The 20,591-nt window shown below is 66.7% G+C and carries 33 protein-coding genes; 25 read left to right on the top strand and 8 right to left on the bottom strand.

Going from position 1 to position 20,591, the window contains the following annotated elements; all coding sequences use genetic code 11:
* The 5 genes from DAE25_RS23360 to DAE25_RS23355 are packed head-to-tail and all read left to right on the top strand — an operon-like array spanning position 1 to position 1,389.
* Positions 1 to 138: a hypothetical protein gene (locus tag DAE25_RS23360; protein WP_159083908.1), complete on the top strand. Its 138-nt coding sequence runs from the start codon at positions 1 to 3 to the stop codon at positions 136 to 138.
* Between the two features lie 4 nt (positions 139 to 142).
* The gene (locus tag DAE25_RS22145; RefSeq protein ID WP_107768452.1) at positions 143 to 637 is read left to right on the top strand and encodes a hypothetical protein; all 495 of its coding nucleotides are present in this window, start codon (positions 143 to 145) and stop codon (positions 635 to 637) included.
* Positions 637 to 957, top strand: a complete 321-nt coding sequence (locus DAE25_RS22140; RefSeq protein WP_107768450.1) for a hypothetical protein — start codon at positions 637 to 639, stop codon at positions 955 to 957. The genes DAE25_RS22145 and DAE25_RS22140 overlap by 1 nt, the downstream gene beginning before the upstream one ends.
* Position 958: 1 nt before the next feature.
* A complete protein-coding gene (locus DAE25_RS22135) occupies positions 959 to 1,231 on the top strand; it encodes an HK97 gp10 family phage protein (protein WP_107768448.1) in 273 nt (90 codons plus the stop codon).
* Positions 1,228 to 1,389: a hypothetical protein gene (locus DAE25_RS23355; protein WP_159083907.1), complete on the top strand. Its 162-nt coding sequence runs from the start codon at positions 1,228 to 1,230 to the stop codon at positions 1,387 to 1,389. Before DAE25_RS22135 ends, DAE25_RS23355 begins: the two co-directional genes overlap by 4 nt.
* Here DAE25_RS23355 and DAE25_RS24310 read toward each other — a convergent pair.
* A complete protein-coding gene (locus DAE25_RS24310) occupies positions 1,376 to 1,498 on the bottom strand; it encodes a ribbon-helix-helix protein, CopG family (RefSeq protein ID WP_407669419.1) in 123 nt (40 codons plus the stop codon). The genes DAE25_RS23355 and DAE25_RS24310 overlap by 14 nt on opposite strands.
* 440 nt (positions 1,499 to 1,938) lie before the next feature.
* Between DAE25_RS24310 and DAE25_RS23350 the strand changes: the two genes are divergently transcribed.
* Positions 1,939 to 2,388 carry a hypothetical protein gene (locus DAE25_RS23350; protein ID WP_159083906.1) on the top strand — a complete coding sequence of 150 codons (450 nt, stop codon included), beginning with the start codon at positions 1,939 to 1,941 and terminating at the stop codon, positions 2,386 to 2,388.
* Positions 2,389 to 2,527: 139 nt separating this feature from the next.
* On the opposite strand, the gene DAE25_RS23345 is transcribed toward DAE25_RS23350, so the two are convergent.
* Positions 2,528 to 2,668: a hypothetical protein gene (locus tag DAE25_RS23345; protein WP_159083905.1), complete on the bottom strand. Its 141-nt coding sequence runs from the start codon at positions 2,666 to 2,668 to the stop codon at positions 2,528 to 2,530.
* A gap of 98 nt (positions 2,669 to 2,766) precedes the next feature.
* Here DAE25_RS23345 and DAE25_RS23340 point away from each other — a divergent pair, with 98 nt between their 5' ends.
* The 6 genes from DAE25_RS23340 to DAE25_RS22105 all read left to right on the top strand — a co-directional run bounded on the left by DAE25_RS23340 (position 2,767) and on the right by DAE25_RS22105 (position 5,726).
* Complete coding sequence (locus tag DAE25_RS23340; protein ID WP_159083904.1) at positions 2,767 to 3,276, top strand: hypothetical protein; 510 nt, start codon at positions 2,767 to 2,769, stop codon at positions 3,274 to 3,276.
* A gap of 2 nt (positions 3,277 to 3,278) precedes the next feature.
* Positions 3,279 to 3,683 carry a hypothetical protein gene (locus tag DAE25_RS22125; protein ID WP_159083903.1) on the top strand — a complete coding sequence of 135 codons (405 nt, stop codon included), beginning with the start codon at positions 3,279 to 3,281 and terminating at the stop codon, positions 3,681 to 3,683.
* 8 nt (positions 3,684 to 3,691) lie between these two features.
* Positions 3,692 to 3,886, top strand: a complete 195-nt coding sequence (locus tag DAE25_RS22120; RefSeq protein ID WP_107768442.1) for a hypothetical protein — start codon at positions 3,692 to 3,694, stop codon at positions 3,884 to 3,886.
* A gap of 9 nt (positions 3,887 to 3,895) precedes the next feature.
* Positions 3,896 to 4,453: a phage tail tube protein gene (locus tag DAE25_RS22115; RefSeq protein WP_159083902.1), complete on the top strand. Its 558-nt coding sequence runs from the start codon at positions 3,896 to 3,898 to the stop codon at positions 4,451 to 4,453.
* 578 nt (positions 4,454 to 5,031) lie between these two features.
* A complete protein-coding gene (locus tag DAE25_RS22110; protein WP_107768438.1) occupies positions 5,032 to 5,346 on the top strand; it encodes a hypothetical protein in 315 nt (104 codons plus the stop codon).
* Positions 5,347 to 5,456: 110 nt separating this feature from the next.
* The gene (locus tag DAE25_RS22105) at positions 5,457 to 5,726 is read left to right on the top strand and encodes a hypothetical protein (protein ID WP_159083901.1); all 270 of its coding nucleotides are present in this window, start codon (positions 5,457 to 5,459) and stop codon (positions 5,724 to 5,726) included.
* On the opposite strand, the gene DAE25_RS23335 is transcribed toward DAE25_RS22105, so the two are convergent.
* Positions 5,723 to 5,890: a hypothetical protein gene (locus DAE25_RS23335; protein ID WP_159083900.1), complete on the bottom strand. Its 168-nt coding sequence runs from the start codon at positions 5,888 to 5,890 to the stop codon at positions 5,723 to 5,725. The genes DAE25_RS22105 and DAE25_RS23335 overlap by 4 nt on opposite strands.
* A gap of 26 nt (positions 5,891 to 5,916) precedes the next feature.
* Here DAE25_RS23335 and DAE25_RS22100 point away from each other — a divergent pair, with 26 nt between their 5' ends.
* From DAE25_RS22100 to DAE25_RS22090, 3 genes are all read left to right on the top strand, one after another.
* On the top strand, positions 5,917 to 8,538 hold the full coding sequence (locus DAE25_RS22100) for a hypothetical protein (protein ID WP_159083899.1): 2,622 nt from the start codon (positions 5,917 to 5,919) through the stop codon (positions 8,536 to 8,538).
* Positions 8,538 to 10,208: a hypothetical protein gene (locus DAE25_RS22095; protein ID WP_107768432.1), complete on the top strand. Its 1,671-nt coding sequence runs from the start codon at positions 8,538 to 8,540 to the stop codon at positions 10,206 to 10,208. The genes DAE25_RS22100 and DAE25_RS22095 overlap by 1 nt, the downstream gene beginning before the upstream one ends.
* Before the next feature lie 170 nt (positions 10,209 to 10,378).
* Positions 10,379 to 11,200 (top strand): hypothetical protein, encoded by an 822-nt coding sequence (locus DAE25_RS22090; RefSeq protein ID WP_159083898.1) that lies wholly within the window; start codon positions 10,379 to 10,381, stop codon positions 11,198 to 11,200.
* Between the two features lie 517 nt (positions 11,201 to 11,717).
* Here DAE25_RS22090 and DAE25_RS22085 read toward each other — a convergent pair.
* Entirely contained in the window at positions 11,718 to 11,897 is a 180-nt protein-coding gene (locus tag DAE25_RS22085; RefSeq protein ID WP_107768428.1) for a hypothetical protein, read from the bottom strand.
* Between the two features lie 80 nt (positions 11,898 to 11,977).
* Here DAE25_RS22085 and DAE25_RS22080 point away from each other — a divergent pair, with 80 nt between their 5' ends.
* The 5 genes from DAE25_RS22080 (at position 11,978) to DAE25_RS22060 (ending at position 13,751) form a co-directional block, all read left to right on the top strand.
* Positions 11,978 to 12,157 carry a hypothetical protein gene (locus DAE25_RS22080; RefSeq protein ID WP_107768426.1) on the top strand — a complete coding sequence of 60 codons (180 nt, stop codon included), beginning with the start codon at positions 11,978 to 11,980 and terminating at the stop codon, positions 12,155 to 12,157.
* A 141-nt stretch (positions 12,158 to 12,298) separates the two neighbouring features.
* Positions 12,299 to 12,550, top strand: coding sequence for a hypothetical protein (locus DAE25_RS22075; RefSeq protein ID WP_107768424.1), 252 nt, complete (start codon positions 12,299 to 12,301; stop codon positions 12,548 to 12,550).
* Complete coding sequence (locus DAE25_RS24385) at positions 12,550 to 12,729, top strand: DUF7620 family protein (protein ID WP_107768422.1); 180 nt, start codon at positions 12,550 to 12,552, stop codon at positions 12,727 to 12,729. The genes DAE25_RS22075 and DAE25_RS24385 overlap by 1 nt, the downstream gene beginning before the upstream one ends.
* On the top strand, positions 12,726 to 13,031 hold the full coding sequence (locus DAE25_RS22065) for a putative phage holin (protein WP_107768420.1): 306 nt from the start codon (positions 12,726 to 12,728) through the stop codon (positions 13,029 to 13,031). The genes DAE25_RS24385 and DAE25_RS22065 overlap by 4 nt, the downstream gene beginning before the upstream one ends.
* 48 nt (positions 13,032 to 13,079) lie before the next feature.
* A complete protein-coding gene (locus DAE25_RS22060) occupies positions 13,080 to 13,751 on the top strand; it encodes a peptidoglycan recognition protein family protein (protein ID WP_107768418.1) in 672 nt (223 codons plus the stop codon).
* A 157-nt stretch (positions 13,752 to 13,908) separates the two neighbouring features.
* Here DAE25_RS22060 and DAE25_RS22055 read toward each other — a convergent pair whose 3' ends face one another.
* Positions 13,909 to 14,136 carry a hypothetical protein gene (locus DAE25_RS22055; protein ID WP_159083897.1) on the bottom strand — a complete coding sequence of 76 codons (228 nt, stop codon included), beginning with the start codon at positions 14,134 to 14,136 and terminating at the stop codon, positions 13,909 to 13,911.
* On the opposite strand from DAE25_RS22055, the gene DAE25_RS22050 reads away from it, so the two are divergent.
* Complete coding sequence (locus tag DAE25_RS22050; RefSeq protein WP_107768414.1) at positions 14,135 to 14,824, top strand: endonuclease/exonuclease/phosphatase family protein; 690 nt, start codon at positions 14,135 to 14,137, stop codon at positions 14,822 to 14,824. The genes DAE25_RS22055 and DAE25_RS22050 overlap by 2 nt on opposite strands.
* On the opposite strand, the gene DAE25_RS22045 is transcribed toward DAE25_RS22050, so the two are convergent.
* From DAE25_RS22045 to DAE25_RS22040, 3 genes are read right to left on the bottom strand one after another with little or no spacing between them, the layout of a single operon-like run.
* The gene (locus DAE25_RS22045) at positions 14,821 to 15,075 is read right to left on the bottom strand and encodes a hypothetical protein (RefSeq protein ID WP_107768412.1); all 255 of its coding nucleotides are present in this window, start codon (positions 15,073 to 15,075) and stop codon (positions 14,821 to 14,823) included. The two genes, DAE25_RS22050 and DAE25_RS22045, sit on opposite strands and share 4 nt — an antisense overlap.
* Positions 15,072 to 15,230: a hypothetical protein gene (locus DAE25_RS23330; protein ID WP_159083895.1), complete on the bottom strand. Its 159-nt coding sequence runs from the start codon at positions 15,228 to 15,230 to the stop codon at positions 15,072 to 15,074. Before DAE25_RS23330 ends, DAE25_RS22045 begins: the two co-directional genes overlap by 4 nt.
* Positions 15,231 to 15,275: 45 nt before the next feature.
* Complete coding sequence (locus DAE25_RS22040; protein ID WP_159083894.1) at positions 15,276 to 15,488, bottom strand: helix-turn-helix domain-containing protein; 213 nt, start codon at positions 15,486 to 15,488, stop codon at positions 15,276 to 15,278.
* A gap of 176 nt (positions 15,489 to 15,664) precedes the next feature.
* On the opposite strand from DAE25_RS22040, the gene DAE25_RS22035 reads away from it, so the two are divergent.
* From DAE25_RS22035 to DAE25_RS22020, 4 genes are read left to right on the top strand one after another with little or no spacing between them, the layout of a single operon-like run.
* Entirely contained in the window at positions 15,665 to 15,859 is a 195-nt protein-coding gene (locus DAE25_RS22035) for a hypothetical protein (protein ID WP_107768408.1), read from the top strand.
* The gene (locus DAE25_RS22030; protein ID WP_107768406.1) at positions 15,859 to 16,875 is read left to right on the top strand and encodes a hypothetical protein; all 1,017 of its coding nucleotides are present in this window, start codon (positions 15,859 to 15,861) and stop codon (positions 16,873 to 16,875) included. Before DAE25_RS22035 ends, DAE25_RS22030 begins: the two co-directional genes overlap by 1 nt.
* 44 nt (positions 16,876 to 16,919) lie before the next feature.
* Complete coding sequence (locus tag DAE25_RS22025; protein ID WP_107768404.1) at positions 16,920 to 18,854, top strand: hypothetical protein; 1,935 nt, start codon at positions 16,920 to 16,922, stop codon at positions 18,852 to 18,854.
* A gap of 46 nt (positions 18,855 to 18,900) precedes the next feature.
* Entirely contained in the window at positions 18,901 to 20,358 is a 1,458-nt protein-coding gene (locus tag DAE25_RS22020; RefSeq protein WP_107768402.1) for an SGNH/GDSL hydrolase family protein, read from the top strand.
* The last annotated feature ends 233 nt before the right edge of the window (positions 20,359 to 20,591 follow it).

Raw genomic sequence — 20,591 nt, 5'->3', positions numbered from 1 at the left:
ATGGCTGACGCCGTGAGGATGGTCGTGGTCGACGGGGTTCGCTACCGACCCGAGGACGCGCCGAAGGGTGCGACCGAGGAGAAGGCGGCCCCGGCTCCGAAGAACAAGGCGCGCACCGCGTCTGACAAGAAGGGGTGACCCAATGGCCGAGCCTCTGCTGACGCCCGCCGAGCACGACGAGATCCAGAGTGGCGACCCGGTCGCACTCATCGCCGCGGCGAGCCAGGAGGTTCGGTCTTACTGCGGGTGGCATATCGCCCCCGAGGTCACCGAGACGGTCACGGTCGAAGGGTTGGGGGCAACACTCCTGCTCCCAACCCTTCGGCTGACCGATGTGACGTCGATCGTCCGCGACGACGTGACGCTCGACCTGACGCACGTAAAGTGGAAGTCGAACGGCGTCGTCACCGGGTATGCGTTCGGTGCTGGCGACTATGAGGTCACCTTCACGCACGGCTACGCCGAGACTCCCGCAGACATCGCGCAGGCGGTCTCGTCCATCGCTGCGGATGGCATCGAGGGTCGCCGTCGCCTCAAGTCATGGGCTCGCGGACCATTCTCCGAGACGTTCACCGACGCCACGATGGACCCCGACCGCGCAGCACTGGACCGATACCGCATCCAGGCGCGGCCCTGATGCGCGGCGAGATCGTCGTAGTGCTGACCGCTGGCACAATCACCGACCCCTACTCGCAGGAGACGGTCGAGGACTGGTCGGCCCCAACCGAGCGGGCCGTCACCACGATCGCCCCCGCCGAGCCTCGCCCATCGTCTGAGCCTGTACAGGATGCCCGCAACGCCGTCGTGAGCGGATGGACGCTGTACCTGCCCGCTGGCGATCCAATCGGCCCCCAGAACCGCGTCCGGGTCCGTGATGTCGAGTACCCCGTCCAAGGTCAGCCCGCCGATTGGCTTGGCGCTGGCGTCGTCGTGCAGGCATTCAAGACGGAGGGATGACATGGTGCGTTCCGTCAAGATGAACTACAAGGGCGTTGGCGAAGTCCTCAAGTCCGCTGGCGTGCGCGCCGACCTCACCTCCCGCGCCGAGCGAGTGCTGTCGGCAGCGAAGTCGTCCGCTCCCGTCAAGTCGGGCGAGTACCGCGACGAGCTCCACATCATCCAAGACACCACCGACCGCGCCGTGGTGCGCGTCTCGGGCGGCACTGACCACGACTGGATCGTGGAAGCCAACACGGGCAACCTCGCCCGAGCATTGGACGCCGGCCGATGACCCTCCAGCCCATTGCTGCCCAGCCCATCGACGCCGACCTGTGGTGGATCGTGTACCTCCGCGGCGCACTTGTCGACCGCAGCGAGTCCTACGCGAGTGGCGTCTACTTCGACCGCGCAGTTCCGCCCACCCGACGCGACCGGATCACCTACGCTTGACGTACCGCTCCAGCGCCTCACGTAGAACGTCGGAGATGTTCTCCTGACGTTCGTCGGCCTTGGCCTTCGCCGCCTCCCACAACTTCTCAGGAACGCGCAGGGAGCGCATGACCATGTTTGGCTTCGCGGGGGCCATTAGCCAGCCACCTCGGTCCCGCAGATGAGGCACTCTCTGGTGTCGGACTCGGGGCGGTCGATCCACTGGTGATCACCGCAGGCACCCGGACAGTCGTACACGCACTCGGTGCAATCGCAGGATGGGTGTCTGCAATCCGCGTAGGGAGGAACGCAGTTGCAGTCAGTCCGGTGCGCGCCTCGCTCATCGGGACCGAGCCCGAGGCGGCAACCATTCTCGTGACCACCGGCTTGGCCGCACCACTCGCAGCGTGCCTGCGCCGTCTCTTGGTAGACGGCGACCTTCCACGTGTCATCCCCGGCGCCTTGCTCGCCTTCGGCGACCTTCACCCATTCCGGCCGATGGTCGAAGGTGGCACCACACTCCCCACACCTGTACGTCGGCGGCCTAGTCGGAAGCAACACACAGTCGACGTGAATGCAACCGCCCTCCGCGCCCCGCTCGGCGCGCTCGATCCTTCGCTCGGCGCTATCGCGCGCGTCTCGCAGTTGCTCGACGTGGAACTCGGCTTCCTCCGCTCTCCGTTCTGCTTGGTCGGCCTTGCGCGCCATCTCAAGCGCGGCCTGCAGGAACTCCGAGGCGCGAACCTCGACGCCCGCCGCCACTCCCGCTATGTATCCATCGGCCTTGATCCGGTCTACCAGCGGCGCAAGATGGGACACGAGAAACGCTTGCCGGTCGTCGCCGCCGAACCACGACACGAGGCGCTCAAGGAGATCGGCCCTGTCTGCATCGGTCAGGCCGGGTGGAGTAGTCACTTGGTTTTACCTTTCCCGCAGGCACCCATCGGCGCCCTCTCATTGTGCCGCCACGGGCAGTGTGTAGCGAGCCAGCCGTGGCGGCAAGATTGGTTCGGAGTGTGAGTGCAGGCATCGCACCCGCAGTGAGCGTTCCCATCACGGCCCCTGTCGGCCACGGCCCCCGGCGAGCCGACCAAGCAGATGCCAAACTCAACGCACCCTTCATGGCGGCACTTGATCCCGCGCCATAGCGCCGAGGCGCTCACATCGCACCCCGGGCTTCCAGCTCCCACACGGTCTGCTTGAGGGCGAGCAGGTTGCCCTCGGTCGGGTTGGCGCGGTACTCGCGCAGGTACTGGGTGTTGACCTCCAGGAGGCTGGCGGTGCTGTGGTTGTCGAACATGGCGGCCTCCCGGCTGCTTGGGCCGGTGGTTCCGGCTGATATGAGAATCATTGCACGGCGTCATTACGTCTGTCAATACATTCGTGTAGACTGATTGCATGATGACTCGCTACGACGTAGAGCTTGACTCCTACACCAGACTGCTCGACCGCTTCTGGTCGCACGTCGACCGGAGCGCAGGGCCAGACGAGTGCTGGCCCTGGCGAATCGGATGCAATCCGGGCGGCTATGGGAACTTCCAAGTGCGCCGAAACGGCAAGCACTACACCTTCCAGGCGAGCCGCTGGGTGCTCGGCATGACACTCGGCGAGCCTCTGCGATGGGACTCCGAGCGGCGCGAGGAAGCCTGCCACCACTGCGACAATCCGCCGTGCTGCAACCCGAGACACCTCTACGTCGGTGGCCGCGTGGAGAACATCGGTGACGCATGGCGCCGCGGTCACTTCCACGGTCGGGCCAATGCCAACTCCAAGAAGACCCACTGCGACAGCGGCCACCCGCTTAGCGGCGACAACCTCTATCTAGACACGAAGCGCAACAAGCGCGAGTGCCGAGCCTGCGGAGCCGCGAGGGCTCGCCGATACCGTGCCGAGCGCCGAATGGGGTAGCCATGTTCCAGCCAGTAGCCGCTCTGCCAATTGATGCGGACCTCTGGTGGATTGTCTACTTGCGAGGTGCGCTGGTTGGCCGAACGGAACCCTACGCGCAAGGCGTGAAGTTCGATCGGGTCGTGCCCGCTACTCGCCCCGACCGCTTTGTGGTCGTCCGCCGCGACGGGGGCAACGTCTCCGGCGTGTTCGATCGCCCGCGTGTGGCCCTCGACGTGTGGGCCAAGACGGAACAGGACGCGACGAACCTCGCGCGCCTGGTCATCGCCCTAGCGCTCGAGGCTCCCGGGGCTGACGGCTGCACGCGAGTCGTCCACCTGTCCGGCCCCAACTCTGTCGCGGACCCCAGTGGCCAGCCGCGGAGATTGGCGCTGATCGAAGCCACACACCGAGTCACCGTCCTCTAGGAGATCCGATGGCCTACAAGCTGACCCACCCCGACACCGCGCTCGAGATCAGCGTCGAGGCCGATCTGGTCGCGACCTACGAGACGCAGGGCTGGAAGACCAAGCCCACCGCGAAGAGACGCCCGCCAAGCCGGACGACGAGTAACACCCACCATCGCCGCCGCGCCGGCACCACACCCGCGGCCATGCCGCACACCACATAGGAGATTGACATGGCTGTTGACGCATCCAAGGTGAGGGTCGCCATCACGGGCGCGCTCTCCAAGGGCGAGCTGTCCGCGACCGCACCCACCACCGCTGCTGCTGCGGCGACCGGCTTCACCGACCTCGGCGGCATCAGCGAGGACGGCGTCACCCTGGCGCTGAATGACGAGGGCGACTCGACCCCGATCAAGGTGTGGCAGAACGGGCAGACCGTCCGCACGCTGCGCCAGACGTCGGAGGACAATCCCACGATCAGCGGCACCCTCGTGGAGACGAGCCTCGACACGATCGAGACCTACTTCGGCGCCACCGTGACGCAGACCGCCACCGATGGCTCCTTCGAGTTCAAGTCGCAGGTCCGCGAGGCCGCTTCCTACGTCCTCGACGTGATCGACGGCGCCGAGTTGATCCGCATCTACGTCCCCCGCGGCGTTGTCGCTTCGGTCGGTGAGATCACCCTCGCCAACACGGAGGCCATCGGCTACGAGGTCACCATCGAGTGCGAGCTGGACTCGACCAAGGGCTACAACTTCAAGTCCTTCATGACGGCGCTCAAGACCGCCTGACATTCCACCCCCGGCCGTTCGCGCGGAGCGGTCGGGGGTGCTCCACCTATCCGCGCAATTTGATAAACTAGGGGCATGACAAAACACCCCTTGTTCAGCACCTGGCACAACATGAAGCAGCGCTGCTACAACCCTAATATCGGGCACTACGCAGACTATGGCGGTCGTGGAATCTTCGTCTGCGAGCGATGGCTCACATCTCTTGACGCATTCGCCGAAGACATGGGGCCGCGACCGCCGGGGATGACGCTGGACCGGATCGACAATGACGGCCCCTACTCGCCGGAAAACTGCCGATGGGCGACCCAGTCTGAACAGGCCTTCAATAGAAGGCCGGCTGCGATTGCCGACGCCTCAGACTCCAGGACCCGGGCGCTGACTTTCGACGGCCGCACCCTTTCAGTACGAGAGTGGAGCCAAGAAATCGGGGTCCCCGCCCCGGTTATTAGGGACCGGCTCGACAAGTGCCACTGGTCAGTGGAGAAGGCCCTCTCGACCCCACTGCGCAAACGCAGGGACAACAGATCCCTGGGGGCGCGCTAATTGAACCAACCATCCGCGCAACGAAAGGTTCTGCCATGCCCAACCAGCCCGAAGACCACAAGCCCGCCAAGGGCGAGCCGTTCAAGTTCACCGGCAGCGACGGCAAGAAGCACACCCTCCCGCCGCTGGAGGTCGGTCGTAAGAGCCTGACTGGCCGCGACCTGCGCGACGCCGCACTGGGTGGTGAGGCCGGTCAGGTCGGCTACATGCTCAAGATCCTCGAGTACGCGAAGCCGAACCCCAAGGCTCTCGACGCCCTCTACGACATGTCGCAGGGTGACATGCTCGAAGTTCTCAAGGGCTGGGGTGAGCACGGTGATGGGGACGGCGCGAGCCTGGGGGAATCCTGAGGCTCCTCGATCTGATCGAGGAGCACCGCGCCGCTCTTGAGTACGACTGGCGCACCCGATTCCACCTCCCGCTGACCGTCATTGGCGAGGGGATGACTTGGGGTGAGGCCGTGCGACACGCTCGCACCCTTCGCCTCGACCCTTCCTCACAACTAGCCGCGTCGATCGAAGGGTGGGACTACCCGCTCGAGCGGCTCGGCTGGATGATCGCCGACCTGCTTGACGTGCAAGGCTCGTCGAAGGCTGGCAAGAAGTGGAAGTCGTACCCGCGGCCAATCAAGCCCAAGAGTGCGTCGCAACACTGGGGCGACACGGGTGGGCGCACCCGTTCGCAGGTGGTCGAGATCCTGAATGGGCTAGGCCACAACCTGCCCGTCTAGCGCGCGCCATTCCACCCGCGCGCGAACGCTTGGCCCGCCTTCGTGATGCCCGACAGCAGGGCCGCGATCACCACTAGCGCCACAAAGCCACTGAGCGCTAGCAGCACGAGGCCGCCGAGGCCATTGCTGAGGCAGAACTCCAGATAGTCACCGAGCCATTCCATCTCCACACAGTAAGGCAGGTGACGGCATGGCCGAGGTTGCCAGCGCATTTGTCTCGCTCATGCCCTCGGCAAAGGGCTTCGGGAAGAAGCTCGACGGCGAGATCTCGGGCGACCTGAGCAAGTCCGGCAAGAAGGGCGGCGTCTCTTTCGGCAAGCTCTTCGCGGCTGGTGCTGGCCTGGCTCTCGGCGCGAAGGCTTTCTCGTTCCTCGGGGACTCGCTCGCCGAGGCCACCGAGGCCGCTGTCGTCGGGTCGCGTACCGAGAACGTCATCGAGAAGATGGGCAACGCTGCCAACATCTCGGCCGAGCAGGTCGGCAACCTGGCGATGGCCCTGTCGAACAAGACCGGCATCGACGACGAGGCGATCCAGTCGGGGCAGAACCTGCTCCTCACGTTCGGGAACATCCGCGACGAGGCCGGCAAGGGCAACGACATCTTTAGTCAGACGTCGTCCCTCATGGTCGACATGTCCGCCGCGATGGGCACGGATGCGAGTGGGTCCGCCATCCAGCTCGGCAAGGCGCTCAATGACCCCGTGAAGGGCATCACCGCCCTGTCGCGGGTCGGCGTCTCGTTCACCGAGGGCCAGAAGGAGACCATCGCCGCGCTCGTCGAGACGGGCGACACGATGGGCGCCCAGAAGGTCATCCTTGGCGAGCTCAAGCGTCAGTTCGGCGGTGCCGCTGAGGCCATGACTACGCCCGCCGAGAAGGCCAAGGTCGCGTTCGGCAACCTTCAGGAACTCATCGGCTCCAAGTTGCTCCCGGTCGCCAATGATGTGCTGACGTTCTTCGTCGACAACTTGCCCGGCGCGATCGACACGGCGACCGGATGGTTCACCACCATTCGCGACGCTGTGACGGACTTCTACGACAAGGCGTCGAAGAACTCTGTCGTCATCAACGCCTTCGAGACGATCCGCGACGTCGCCCAGTCCCTCAAGGATGGCCTCGGCGATGCGGTCGACAACGCCAAGAAGATCGGTGGCGCCCTCGGCAATATCGACCTCGGCAAGCTCGACGCTGGCGACCTCGGCAAGAAGCTGGGCGAGGCGATGGCGACCGCGCTCGAGAACCTCCTCAGCCTCGCCGGCAAGGCTAGTGAGTCCCTCGGCAAGATGTTCGCCAAGGTCGACTGGGTTGGCCTGGGTATCAGCATCGGCAAGTACGTCCCCGCCCTGCTGCTCGGTCTCGCAGCGGGCATCCTGAACTTCGACATCGGCAACCTGATGCGCGGCATCGGCGACCACTGGGTTTCGGTCCTGCTGGGCATCCTGACGATCGCGTTCGCCCCCGCGAAGTTGCTGGCACCTGTCACCAAGATCATCAGCAAGATCCCATTCGTCGGACCCCTGATCGCTCGCGCCCTCACGTGGATCAATGAGCTCGGTGGCAAGTTCACCAAGTTCGGCGGCGACCTCGTGCGCACGTTCTGGCGCGGCTTCAACAAGGTCCCACTCCCCGGCTCGGGCTTCATCTCCCGCGTGCTCGGTGCGATCAAGAGCCTCCCCGGCAAGGTGGGCGACTTCTTCTCGACCCTCCAGACCCGCATTGGCGTCTGGGCTCTTGACGCCTTCGAGGCGATGGGCAAGGGCGCTCGCACGGCCACGACAAACACCACCCGCTTCGTCGGCAGCATCCCCGGCCGCATCCTGTCGGCGCTCGGCAATCTCGCGCGCACCCTGTTCCCCCGCGGCATGGAGCTCCTCGACGGCATGGCCCGCGGCATCGTCAAGAAGTTCGGCGAGGTGACCACCTACGTCAACGCCATCCCTGGCCGCATCGTCTCCGCCGTGGGCAACCTCGGCAGCACGCTCTACAACGCAGGCGTCCAGTTGATGCAGGGCCTCGCGGCGGGCATCAACGCGAAGATCCAAGACGCCATCAACGCCGTTCAGGCTGGCCTCTCCAAGATCAAGGGGATGCTCCCCGGCTCCCCGATCAAGTGGGGTCCGCTGAAGAACTGGAACAACGGCGGCGCGGGCAAGCGGCTCATGGACCTCGTGTCCAAGGGCATCGAGAAGGGCACCCCGAAGGCGCTCTCCGCGGCGGAGGGGGCGTTCGGCAAGATCGGCGACGCGCTCAAGAAGACTCGCGACGGACTTCAGGGCACGCTCGAGGGCCTCAAGAGCGACTTCGCGTCGCTTGCAGATTCGGTTGCGCAGTCCTTCACGGGCGACCTCTTCGGAGTCACCGCGACCGAAGCCGTTGCTGCCACCGGAGACGCTGCCGCGGTGGCCGGCCGCACGGTGGGCCAGAACTTCATCGACAACCTCATGGGCAAGAAGGCCGGACTGACCAGCCTGCTCACATCGTTCAAGACGCTCCAGGGCTGGGGCATCGACCCCGGCTTCCTGTCGCAGTTGTTCGCGTCGGGCAATGGCGGGCTCATCACCGAGCTCGCCGGCATGGGCCAGACGGGCGCGATGGACACGGCGTCTCTGTTCGGCGAGGTCAACGCGCTCGGCGCCCAGCTCGGCAATGCCGTCGCGTCGAACGACCCGATCAGTGACCGCATCGACCAGACGAACGTCCTGCTGACGACGGTCACGAAGCAGCTCAACTACCTCGGCTCGGACATCGGCAAGGAACTCAACCAGGTCGCAGCCAAGGCCCAACGCGACAAGAAGAACCGAGGGAAGCGCTGATGCCTGAGCTGTTCCGCGAGTACCGTTTGGGCGATCTGACCCTGACCGACCACCCGTACTCGGTGCGGATCGGCGACACGGATCTCGGCGCGCCCAGCCTGACCGACGAGCCGCGCGAGATGTCGCTGGTCGTGGGCATCGAGGGCACCGACCTGCTCGAGCTTGCTGAGCATGAGGCGGCCCTTGCTCGTGAGATCAACAAGGACCTCAACGAGTTCACGGTCGACCCTGGCGATGGTTTCGCTCCGGCGTCGGTGTTCGAGACGACGGCCATCGAGGCAACTCCCGTCATCTACGAGGACGGCGGCGAGCAGACCTGTTACCGCGAATGGCGTCTGTCGATCGAGGCGAGCCCGCACGTCAGGTCTGCGGACCCCGTCATCGCCGAGCCCCTCTCTGTCGGCGGCTCCCCCATTGTCACCGTGTTCGACACGTGCGACTCGGCGACGGGCTGGTCGGCCGATGTTGACGGCGTCCCCGAGGGCGTCTCGACCGCCTGGGAAGCCGGGTCTGTCGGAGTGTTCGTCTTTAGCAACCCGGATGGCGACGCTGACACGCTGACCATGACGCGCCTCGGCGACGTCGACTTCACCGGAACCCCGTACCTCATTGTGGACAAGAAGAACTTCGACCCGGCCACGGAGAACTTGAGCGTGCTCGCGGATGGCGAGGATCTGGCGGTGCTGGATACTCGGTCCATCGCCTCGGGTCGCATCCGATACACCCTGCTAGCGCCGGCTGGAACCGTGTCCCGCCTTGATTTCAAGCACAGCCGCAAGGCGGGCAACCCCTACCTCGGCATGTATGTCTTCGACCTCACAAAGTCGAACATCCCCCCCGGCGCGACGGAGCGCCAGGTGTCGCGCATCATCCCCATCTCGGGCACGCAGCGCACCACGGGCAGCGTCCACGTCGCATCAACTGGCACGGCGTCGCCCGTCCTTGGCGCGACGATCGTCCACATCGGCCCCGAAGAGGGCAGCGGCTACTCTCCTCCGCTGCGTCGTTGGCGCACGGCTGGTAACACGGTCACGACGGACTCGACGAAGTTGTCTGGTGCCCGCGAGCCGTTGAAGCCCAACCCGTTCGAGGCGCGCGTCCCGACGAGTGCGACACCCGAGGACGACTACCTGCTGGCCGGATTCATCAGCAGCAGTGCCGTGGGTGCGACCCGGATCTTCTGGACCGTGCGCACCTTGGCGCCGGATGGTTCGGTCCACTCCGAGCTCTACAGCGACTCGACGCTGCACAACTTCGGCGCCGCTGGTCCCTACGACTTCGTGCCACTCGGCATTGTGCGGCTCCCCGTGGGCGTGCACAACGCGGGCATCACGCAGATCCAGATTCAGCAGGACGTCGGGTCGGCCGCAACCTTGACGATGGACGAGGCGTGGGTCTTCCGCGTGGGTGAGGAGAGTTCCTTGACGGTCATCTCCGAAGCCCAGGAGCACGTGTGGCTCGACACTCCGAGCCTGACCACTGGCGCGACCCGCGAGTGGACGGGCACTGAGGCTGACCGGTCGGACGCCTACTTCCCGCCGCTCGCAGCACGGGGCAACCTGATCCTGACCCCGGATCTGGTGTCCGTGTTCGTGGCCTCTGCGAATGCTTCCTACCCGGATGTGACCATCGAGCACTATGCCCGCTGGCACACCCACGCGGCGTCCTGATGGGCTGCTACTCGCTGCGGATCGGCGGCTACGAGGCGACCCACATCAGCCCGCGCGGCCACACTCCCCCGACGTGGGAGACGCTGGCTGACGGCGGCTGCGGGTCTGCGTCGTTCACCCTCAACATGCCGCCCGGCTCCTACCACCACGCGCTCCGGTCGGGCGCGCTGGTGGAGATCCTGCTCGCCGGCAAGCCCATGTTCGTCGGCACCCTCACCGAGCCTGACCGCACCACGTGGGAGTGTCACGCGCAGGGGCTGGCCTTCCAGAAGAAGCTCGCCCTCGACGGCTCGGGCGCTGCGACTCGCGACCTGTCGACGGCGATCGCAGAGGCCGCTGCCCGTGGCTGGCCGGTCGGTAACCCTGACGGCATCGCGGGCACGGTCGCTGGCGACTCGGGCGACCCGCAGACCCTTGGCGACCTGTTCGACCAGTACGCCGAGCAGACGGGCAAGCGTTGGGGTGTCGACGCCCGGCAGATCCTGTTCCTGACAGCGGACCCGACGGCGCCGATGTGGATCACCACTCCTGGCGCGGTTGCGTTCGGTGCCACGAACGAGGGCATGGCGAAGGCGATTGCTGCTCGGTTCCTTGAGGGCGGCGTGCTCGACACGGTCTTCCGTGGCGACCCCACGGGCGACGAGGAGCCGGTCGACCTCACCAAGCGCGGCAACATCACCACCGCGCAGGCGACCTCGATCGCCGACCAGATCCTCGCGACCCGCAAGGCTGGCTCCGGGTGGGTCAACGGTGTCACGTTGACGCGCGACCAGATCAACACGGTCGGCGGTTCACGCGCCCCCCTGGCCGACATCCGCGGGGGCCAGATGCTGCGGGTCTACGGTCTGCCTCAGCTCGCGGCGAACTCGGGGCGCATGTACCTCGACGTCGTGATCGGCAAGACGCGCTACACGGCCGACGAGGACACGATCTACCTCGAGCCTGTGAACAAGGCGCCGCGCACCGCTCGCGAGGTTTGGGCTGCGGGCTAGGCAAGGCTCAAGAGATCACGACAGTCGACTCCCGCACCAAAGGCGATGTCCCTCGGACTCGTGTGCGCATGCCCAGCGCAAGGAGTTTGGACCCGCCCGCCTCTCTCCACAGATGCAGGCCGCCCACTCCTTCTCCTTGGCTGCCCACCACTCAGCCTCGGCCTTCATTTGCTCCCATGCCCGGTCGTCCGCGCTCGCATCCTCATTCACATGACTCATCTTTGCTGGCCCCTCTCAAGACACCAATGACAATCGGGTGCATCGCCGTCCACTCGGATCGGATACGTCACATTCCCAGACGGGATTGTGGCGGCTCCACGGAGCCAGGCGATGCATTCGCCGGCCACGCGGATGGTGGCAACAACCTTGCGGCAGTCGGGCAGGTGCGTTCGATAACCGCCCGGAGTTCTAGCGAGCCGCAAGTGGCTCAATCGTTGCCATTCTTGCTTGAAATCTAGGTGCATCCGAAGGTCCACGCCAAGCCATTCTTCGCGACCAGCCTCCACCTTGGCGCCCGTCATGCGTCCTCCCCCACGTACTGCTCGAACGCCCGCCGGATGACGTCAGCCACCGACTCTTCGCGCTCTTCGGTCTTCTCGACCACGGCTTCGTACAGCCGCACGGGGACGTAGTACGTCTTCTTGATCATCGGGGGCTTTGCCACACGGCGAATCTTGGCAGGCTGGGTAGCCGTCACGGTAGGTCTCCTCGGATTGGGTACCCGTTGATCATGCCATACGGCTTCCCTTTTGGGTACCCATGTGGGAACCTGTCCATGTGACCTTCTCTCGGATCCTCGCCACCCGCCTCGCCGTGAACCTGCTCATCGTCGGCACCCTCGGCTGCGGCGTCTACATCGCAGACCTGTCCGAGCCCGCCGCGCAGACCACGACCCCCGGCGTCTCCGAGTGCTGGGACGGGATGCAGGTCCGCACCGTCTCTGGCGAGTGCCCCTGACCAAATGCAAGCGGCCCCGCAGCGCATCGCTACGGGGCCTAACCAGCGCGACCACGGCTGCCACCGAGCCGCGCTGACTGCGCCACAAACTACACAGCGGCCCACGCCTCACGCATCGAGGGGCGCGAAGGGGGACCACACATGCCACTCGAAGCCATCCCACCAGCGCTCGTCAACGGCGTCGGAGTGGTGGGCCTCGTGGTCATCCTGTTCTGGATGCTCGCCACCGGCCGCCTGGTCACTCGCCGCGAGGCTGAGGACATCCGCGCCGACCGTGACGTCTGGCGCTCCAACTCGCTTGAGCAAAAGGGGCTGATGACCCAGATGCTGACGGGTCAAGAGACGACCAACCGACTCCTCCGCTCCATCCCCCACGTGGGTGATGACGAGTGATGCGCTGGTTTCGCCGGAAGCGAGATCCGGCCCCATCCGCTGAGGCCGTCAGGCAGCGCGACGAGATCGAGGCCATGAAGCCGCGCGTCGAGTCCGTGATGCGCGAACGTCGCCAGCTTCTCGAGGAGAACAACTACACCGCCCGCATCAGGGCTCTATACCGAGAGGGTCACGCATGAGCGCCGATCACTTCGCGGTGCTGCTGGTCCTGTGTGCCGCTCCTGCCGCTACCGCCATCCCCGTGCTGTACGCCTGGACTGCCCGTCACGCATGGTTCCGCACCGTCCTCGGGTGGGCGCTGATGACCCAGAGCGTCGGCCTGGCGCTGCTCATCGACATCTCGCTCGCCTACCAGTGGCTGGGCGACGACTACGCCCTGCGCGATGTCGTGCGGCTGACGGTCTACGCGCTGATTGCGGTCGGGACCAACCTCGCACTGGTCGCTCTCGCCTATGAGTGGTGGCGCGGTCGGAAGCGCTGACCTTCACCATCCGCGCGATTCATCCCCCAACTTCACATCGGAGGCACCATGCTCACCGACCTCGCCGCCGCCTGCCGCAAGTCCGGCCTCCCCGTCACCGAGATCGACGGTTGGCGCACTCGCGGCCACGGCTCCCTGTCCGCCGTCGAGACGATCGCCTGCCACCACACGGCCACCCCGAAGAGTGCTGCTGGCGACTACCCCTCGTTGCGGGTCGTGCGCGACGGCCGCTCGGATCTCCCCGGCCCACTGTCGCAGCTCGGCCTCGGTCGCGACGGCACCGTCTACGTGATCGCCGCGGGTGTCGCCTACCACGCGGGCGCGACGTTCACCACGGCGCAGGACAACTGGCACGCGATCGGCATCGAGGCTGAGCACGACGGCGTCTCCCCCTGGCCGCCCGCTCAGTACGCAGCCTATGTGCGTCTGGTCGCTGCCCTGTGCGAGCACTACGGTCTCGCACCGGCTCGCGCTCTAGGGCACAAGGAGATCGCCACGCCGAAGGGTCGGAAGATCGACCCGAACTTCGACATGATCCAGTTCCGCTCCGACGTGACTCGCGAGATCGCCAACCTGCGCGCCCTCCGTCGCAAGCCCATCCGCCGCACCCTCCGCAAGATCACCACCGCGATCCAGCAGGCCAAGGCGGACGGCTACACGGGTCTCGCCGATGCGCTCAAGAAGAACCGTGAGCGGGCGCGGAAGAACCACGCGCGCTAGGGCTTTGCGGGGGGAAGGATGCGGTCGAAGCCGGGTGGAAAGAATGCCGGGCGGCCCTCGTGGTCGAAGGCCAAGAGATCCCCGCTCTCATCGATGCACGCCCTCACGCCATTCTCGCCACACACGGGGCAGCGCGTTTCACTCTCGGCGGACTGCATCACTTCGCCTCCCGCTTCCACCGCTGCAATGTGTCCTTGCTGAGTCCGGTCGCTTTGCTGACCTCACCGAACGAGCAGCCGTCAGCGAGGAGGCCGACGACCCACTCTCGGTACGCGGCGGTCCAGTGGTCGCGCAACTGACGTCGAGCCTCCAACTCCTGCGCCTGCTCGTCGCTCAACACTCCGCGGGGTCTCGGCACGCGGCCAATCGTATCGCTTGTCGTCATGGCTCAATCGTACCGCACATCGTCACGAAATGGAGAGCACATGAAGCGACCCCGCCGCATAATTTCGTGGAATGCGCGAGTCGGACGTCGCCCCGCCCTCGTCGTCCTCGCACTCTGGGCATGGGTCCGACTCCGACGTCCCGACGTGATCGTGCTGCTCGAGTCCACCCGCTACGTCCACGACATCCGCGAGGCATTCCACAAGGACTGGCGCACATACCGGCGCGGGTCCGACGTCGTGGTGATGGTCCGCCGCGACCTCCCGCAGCCGACCGTCAACGAGCTCAGCCACGACACTCCCTGGCGTGGACCTCACGCAGGCATCGCGCACCGGGGCCGCAAGTGGCTGCAACTCGACTGGCCCAACTTCCGCCTGGTTGCCGTCCACCGCGTGCCGGGTGGTCCCTCGGGTGGCATCCAGACACGGGGTGCGAACCGTCCCGCGTGGGAGGCCGAGGACTTCCTGCTCGCGACCGCTATCAGCACACCTTCCCCGGTGCTGATCGTGGGCGACCAGAACGCGAAGGTCGACGAGATGCGCGACTTCATGGCGCGTCATGGTCTGCGGCCGATCACCACTGGCGCGAAGGTCGATTGGGCGATGCGGCGCAAGGTTCGGGGCAGCGGCAAGCGGCTTGGGCGTCGCGGGTCGGATCACCCGGCCGTGCTGTACCGCCTGCTGCCCTAGGACTTTGCGGTGGGAATGACGCTTGTGCCGCAGGCTCCGCAGTAGCACTCGTGCTCGCCGCTGCCGATGCAGATGTGGACGCGAACACTGTTGCGATCGCGCCACTCGCGGAAGCAGCGAGCGTCATTCCCGGCAGTTTCGGCACGTGCGGCGGCGCGCAGGTCCGCGGCTAGACCCGGATCGGCGGCCTGTACGAACGTGGCCAGCACGTCCCCCACGGTGCGGTCATTCTCGGTGGATTGCTCGCTCACTGGCTGACCTTCAAAAGTTCCGAGAGGGGCACGCGAATCGAGAACGGTCCCTCCATTGAGGCGAACTCGATGAATGCCTGCTCGTCGTTCGCCCGCGCCACCTTGACGCGCATCACCGCGTAGTCGCCCTCTTGGATGCTTGCCTGCTCGCTCATCGCACATACCTCTCTAGGAATCGGCGGATCGCCTCGGACAGCGACTCACTTCCCCGCCTCCCGCTTCCACCGCTGCAATGTATTCGTACTTAGGCCCGTGAGCCTTGCGACCTCGCGATACGAGGACTTGTCGATCATCTCCACGACGATCGCGCGCGCCAACTCGGCGTCGCGCTTGGCCTCCTCGGCTTTCTTCATTGCCACCTCGAGCCGCCACCTGTCGCCGTCACTCAGTGCCGCCTTCTGTGTCATGTTCACACTATGCACTGTAGCACTACGCGCCACAGTTCTGTAGCACTTTTCGCCACGGATGCATTGGAGGCCACATGACCACTGCCCGCGCAATCCTCCGCGCCTCCTGCGCCTTCCACGTCGGCCGCATCGTCGGCCACGCCCTGCACCGCCGCTACGTCACCAACCTCAAGGAGTCCTAGATGCCGACCATCAACCTCAACCCGACCGTGCGCTTCGTCCTGTACGTCGTCGCCGCCCTCGGGTCTGCCGTCGCCGCCTACCTCTTCGCCAAGGGCTACGTCGGCGACGCGGAACTCGGCCTCTGGGCTGCTGTCGTCGCGATCATCAACGGCATCGCTGCGGCCAACACGAACACGCACCCGGCTGGTGAGTGATGGCCACCGACCTCGGCCCCGTCCTCTCTGCTGCCACCCAGTACGGCGACGACCGCGAGGCCGAGGGGCGCGCTGCTGCTGAGGCTGAGGGGCGCGTGGCACTCGACGCGCTGCGAGCTGAGTATGACGCCTACCGCGAGGCACACCCGGACGTGAAGCCTGAGCCTGAGGTGCCGCCGACCCCGCCGCGCTCCGTGCTGCTCGGCATGTCGACCGACGACTACGACGCACGAGTCCGCGAGACTGGCCCGGTCGAGGCCCACCGCATCTTCGTCCCCGGCTTCAACGTCTCGTCGCTCGTCAGCAAGTTGCGCGAGGCCCACGAGCGCGGCGTCGTGCCCTACTGGTCACTCAAGTTCAACACCACCTGGCAGGCCGCCGCATCCGGGCAGGACGACGCCCGGTTCCGCGACCTCGGCAACGCACTCGCCGACCTTGACTTCCCCACGTTCGGGTCCTTCCACCACGAGCCCCGAGGTGGTGGGATCTCCACACCGCAGCAGCTCGTCGACTGGTCCCGCGCCAACGTCCGCGCCATGAACATCGTCAAGCCCCTCGCCGGCCCGCAGCACAAGCTCGGGACCACCGACAACGGCTTCCCGTGGGGAGTCAAGGCCAAGGCTGCCGCGCTCAACGACGCCGAGCTCGCTGTCTACTACACGCCCGCCCTGCTCAACGCCTGCGACTTCCTCGGCGGCGACTTCTACGACGGCAAGACCAACACCAACCCCGGCGAGCCTGCCGCGGTGAAGATGGCGAAGTTCGAGTCGTGGGCGGCCCGTGTCGCACCCGGCAAGCCCCTCGCTGTCGGTGAGTGGAATGCCGTCCTCCCTGCCGACATCTACGCCGCGTGGGACGTCCTCAAGGCCGGACCGTGGGCGATCGCGTGCATCTTCAACAGCGCCGCCAACAACCGGCAGGACCTTCCCACTGACGGCTCGCTCGGCAACCCGCCGTCGTGGGTGCTGCGCGGCGACCGACTCGCAGCCTTCCGCGACCTCCTGTCCCGCAACTGACCTAGAACCACCCCGGCCCCGCCAACAGAACAGGCCCGCCACTCATGCCCATCACCCCGATCACCCTCACCGGCAACGTCCACGACCGCATCGGCAACATCACCGACACCCGCCGCACCAAGGTCTGGATCGTTGCCTGCGACGCCAACGGACCCATCGCCCGGATCGCCGACCCCGACTCCAACGAAGAGCGGTTCGGCAACGCCCCGGCCGACGTCGCCACTGACGGCACCTACACCTTCACCGACCTGTGGCCCACGAACGCCGCGACCAGCCCGAGTGACTACTACTACGAGGTGATCGTCGACTACCCGCTCGCTCGGGGTGTTGGCGGCAACCGCGGCAACGGTGGGCGGGACCTGTGGCGCTCGGGTCCGTTCGAGCTGACCGCATCGGCGACCATGGCCGACCTCGACCTCGACGTCCCGGCCATCACCGCGACGTGGCGTTCGGCGTTCCGCGACGAGATGCAGGCCGTTGCCACCGTAGCCGCCGCGTCCGCCACCGCCGCTGCTGCTGCTGCGGAACTCGCCAGCGACCTTGTGGGCGCCGACACCGCCGACGAGCTCATCGCCACCGTTGACGCCGACCCTGGCAGCGCCCTCCGCATCCAGCAGGACGCCCGCCACGCCGCCTCCTACGCGGCCAAGGCGGTGCAGACCACGGTCGAGACGGGACGGCTCTCCGCGGCCACCCTGGACGCCACGATCGCGGCCGACATCACCGACTCCACCGAGACGGGCGGCGCAGTCTGGAAGGTCGGCCCCACCCAGATCAACGTCCGCCAGCACGGCGTCGCGTCGACCAACACCGCCGCACAGAACGACGCGGCGATGGCCGCCCTCTTCGCCGAGCACACCAACGCCGTGTTCGTCGCGTTCCCCGACCGCGGCACGTTCAACTTCTCCGCGCCCCTCCCGGCCCGCAACCACCTTCAGGTGTCGGGTCGTGGGAGGCAGACGATCCTCAACTGGACGGCCGGGAACATGGTTCTCGTGTCCGGGTCCACGCTCATGCAGTCGGCAGTGTTCCGCGACGCGCAGATCACCAACAGTGGCACGGCGAGCCACCTCTTCGACGTCAGTGGGACCGGCGGCTTCATCCACACCACGTTCGAGCGGTGCAACATCAAGCCCGGCGTCAACGGCGCCTCGATCCTCAAGGCGAACATCTACAACCTGTTCGGCCTAACCTTCCGCGACTGCCTCCTGATGCGCAACACCACCGCGACAGTCCCCGCCTTTGACATCGTGGGCCAGGCGGGCGCAGGCACCAACAACATCCACATCGAGGGCGGCGAGTGGCACTCCTACGAGTGCGCCTCCACCCCGTTCTTTCGCGCCGACACCGACAGCGGCTCCCCGATCGTCAACATGACCTTCGAGAAGATCATCGGCGAGCAGAACCACGGCGGCATGATCCACGTCGGCGGGGCCGCAGTGGTGCGGGTCAAGAACGTCATCGACTACGACTCGAGCGCCTACGCCGACGACCTCTTCCGGTTCGGCACGGGCACCGGGGGCGCCACCAGCAACGCCGTCGACATCGACATGTCGGGCAGCTACGGCTCGGCCACTTTGGCGGGCGGCAAGGCGCACCTCCGCATCTCTGGCGGCACCGCTCACCGTGTCGGGTGGATCCCGAAGAACGCGTCACAGTCGGGGACGGTCGTCACTCCCACCAAGGGGGCGACGGTTCGCCGGGACAGCGGCGCGGAAGTCCCGCCCTACGAGGCGGTCGCGTCCCTGCCCGTCACGATGACCCTCGACCAGCACACCGTCATCGTCGGCGCGACGGGAACGATCACCCTCCCCGCCAGCGCGCCAGCCGGTCAGCGATTCGTCATCAAGGCCGTCGCGGGCGGCGGATGCACGGTCAGCGGTGGGGGACTGACGATCGATGGGTCGGCCACGCGAGCCCTGGCGCAGTACGAGTGGATGACGGTCGTCTCCAACGGCACGGCCTGGCTCCGGATCTAGCCACACCCCCCCTTCGACCCCACACCCCACACGAACGGAGGCCACCGTGCCGACTGAGTCCGCCATCGCCCTCGCAGCCGCCCAGGCCGCAGCAGCATCGGCCACGATCGCATCCGAGGCCGCCGAGCAGGCTGTCAGTGTCGTTGTCGGCGACCTCGACGGGGCGGCGGCGACACTCGCGGTCGACCCGGAGACCGAGCTGGGGGGCGCACTCTCGGCCACGATCGAGGCAGCCGTCGACACCGCTGTCGAGCCGCTCGCCATCGCCAACCGCACCGCTGCCGCGACGTGGACCGTCCTGACCGACAACCAGGCGCGGGCCGCGTTCCCGACCATCGTCGCGGACGGCGACTCGATCACGGACAACAACTTCGTGACCACCCCGTGGACCGGGTCCAGCGCGTCCCGCACCGCCGCCTACCGCGGCGACGGCTACCTCGCACGCGCCATGATCGCCTTCGGGCAGCGCGCCACGTGGCACGAGGTCGGCGTCTCGGGGACCACCGTGGCGCAGCAGCTCGCCCGCTTCGATACCACCGTCGCCCCGCTGCGTCCGTCCGTCTACATCGAGGCCGGCGCGACCAACAGCATCGGGACCGGCGTCAGCGCGGCGGCCACGTTCGCCGACAAGCGCACCCTGTGGGGCAAGGCCTGGGCGCTGGGGGCCAAGGTCATCGCCACCACCTGCCCGCCGCGTGACTCGTTCACCTCCGGGCAGCGCAACGAGGCAGCGGCGCTCAACACCCTGATCCGGCAGTTCGCGGCCTCCAACCCCGCCGACTTCATCCTCGTCGACTGGTCCCTCCCGTGGTCGAACCCCCTCACCGGGCTCTACGCCGCAGGGATGGCCCCGGACGGCGTGCACCCCGCCTCGCTGGGTGCGCTCACCGTGGCCGACGCCTTCGCTGCGGCGCTGGCGAAGTTCATCCCGCAGGGTGCCGACCCGTGCGCGACCCTAAACACCACAGACCTGTCGAACCTGATGGACCTGCCCCTGATGACCGGCACCATCGGCGGCATGGGGGCCGGCGTCACCGGGCAGGTCGCACAGGGGTGGTACGCCTCCGCGAGCGGCGGCACCATGACCGCCGCGATGTCCAAGGTCGCCCGCGCGGACGGCTTCGGTGACTGGCAGCAGATCGCCGTCTCCGCCCGCAGCGTGAACACCGCGAGCGTCCACATGCTCAAGGAGTTCCGCGCTGGTTCGTGGGCAGCGGGCGACGTCGTGCAGGGCTTCGTGGAGTTCGAGACCGACGCCGCAGGGTGGACGGACGGACGGCTGGACATGCAGATCCTGTGCCTCAACGGCGGGACGATCCAGCACATCGGCACGTCCCTGAGTCCGGTGTCCGAGGCCCACGTCCTCGGGCGACCCGCGAAGGGGGTCCTGGCCTCGCCGCCCATCCAGATCCCGGCAGGCACCACCGTGGCCCGCATGTCGATCTTCTTCGGCGCGCTCGGCACCGCCCGCTTCGGTCGCACCGCCGTGCGGAAGTGCCCCTAGGCCCTAGCACTCACGACCCGCCAAGCCACGCACCCCGCTCTCTTCGGAGGGCGGGGTGTGTTGGTGTTTCTGGCCGCGGGGGTCCGTGGGGTTCTGGGGTGTGCACACCAGACTCACGAGGGGGTCAAAGAGTTCCGCGTACTGCCACAAATCAGCAAGGATCGGCAGGCTCACCTTGCGTTTGCGCAGGTAAAAGCGGCATGAGTAACGCATTCAAGTCCCGTTACTCACCC

This window comes from Nocardioides terrigena (assembly GCF_003047265.1).
Classification (GTDB): Bacteria; Actinomycetota; Actinomycetes; order Propionibacteriales; family Nocardioidaceae; genus Nocardioides; species Nocardioides terrigena.
Note: the sequence above shows the minus strand (reverse complement) of the source record. Positions and strands in the feature narration are given on the sequence as shown.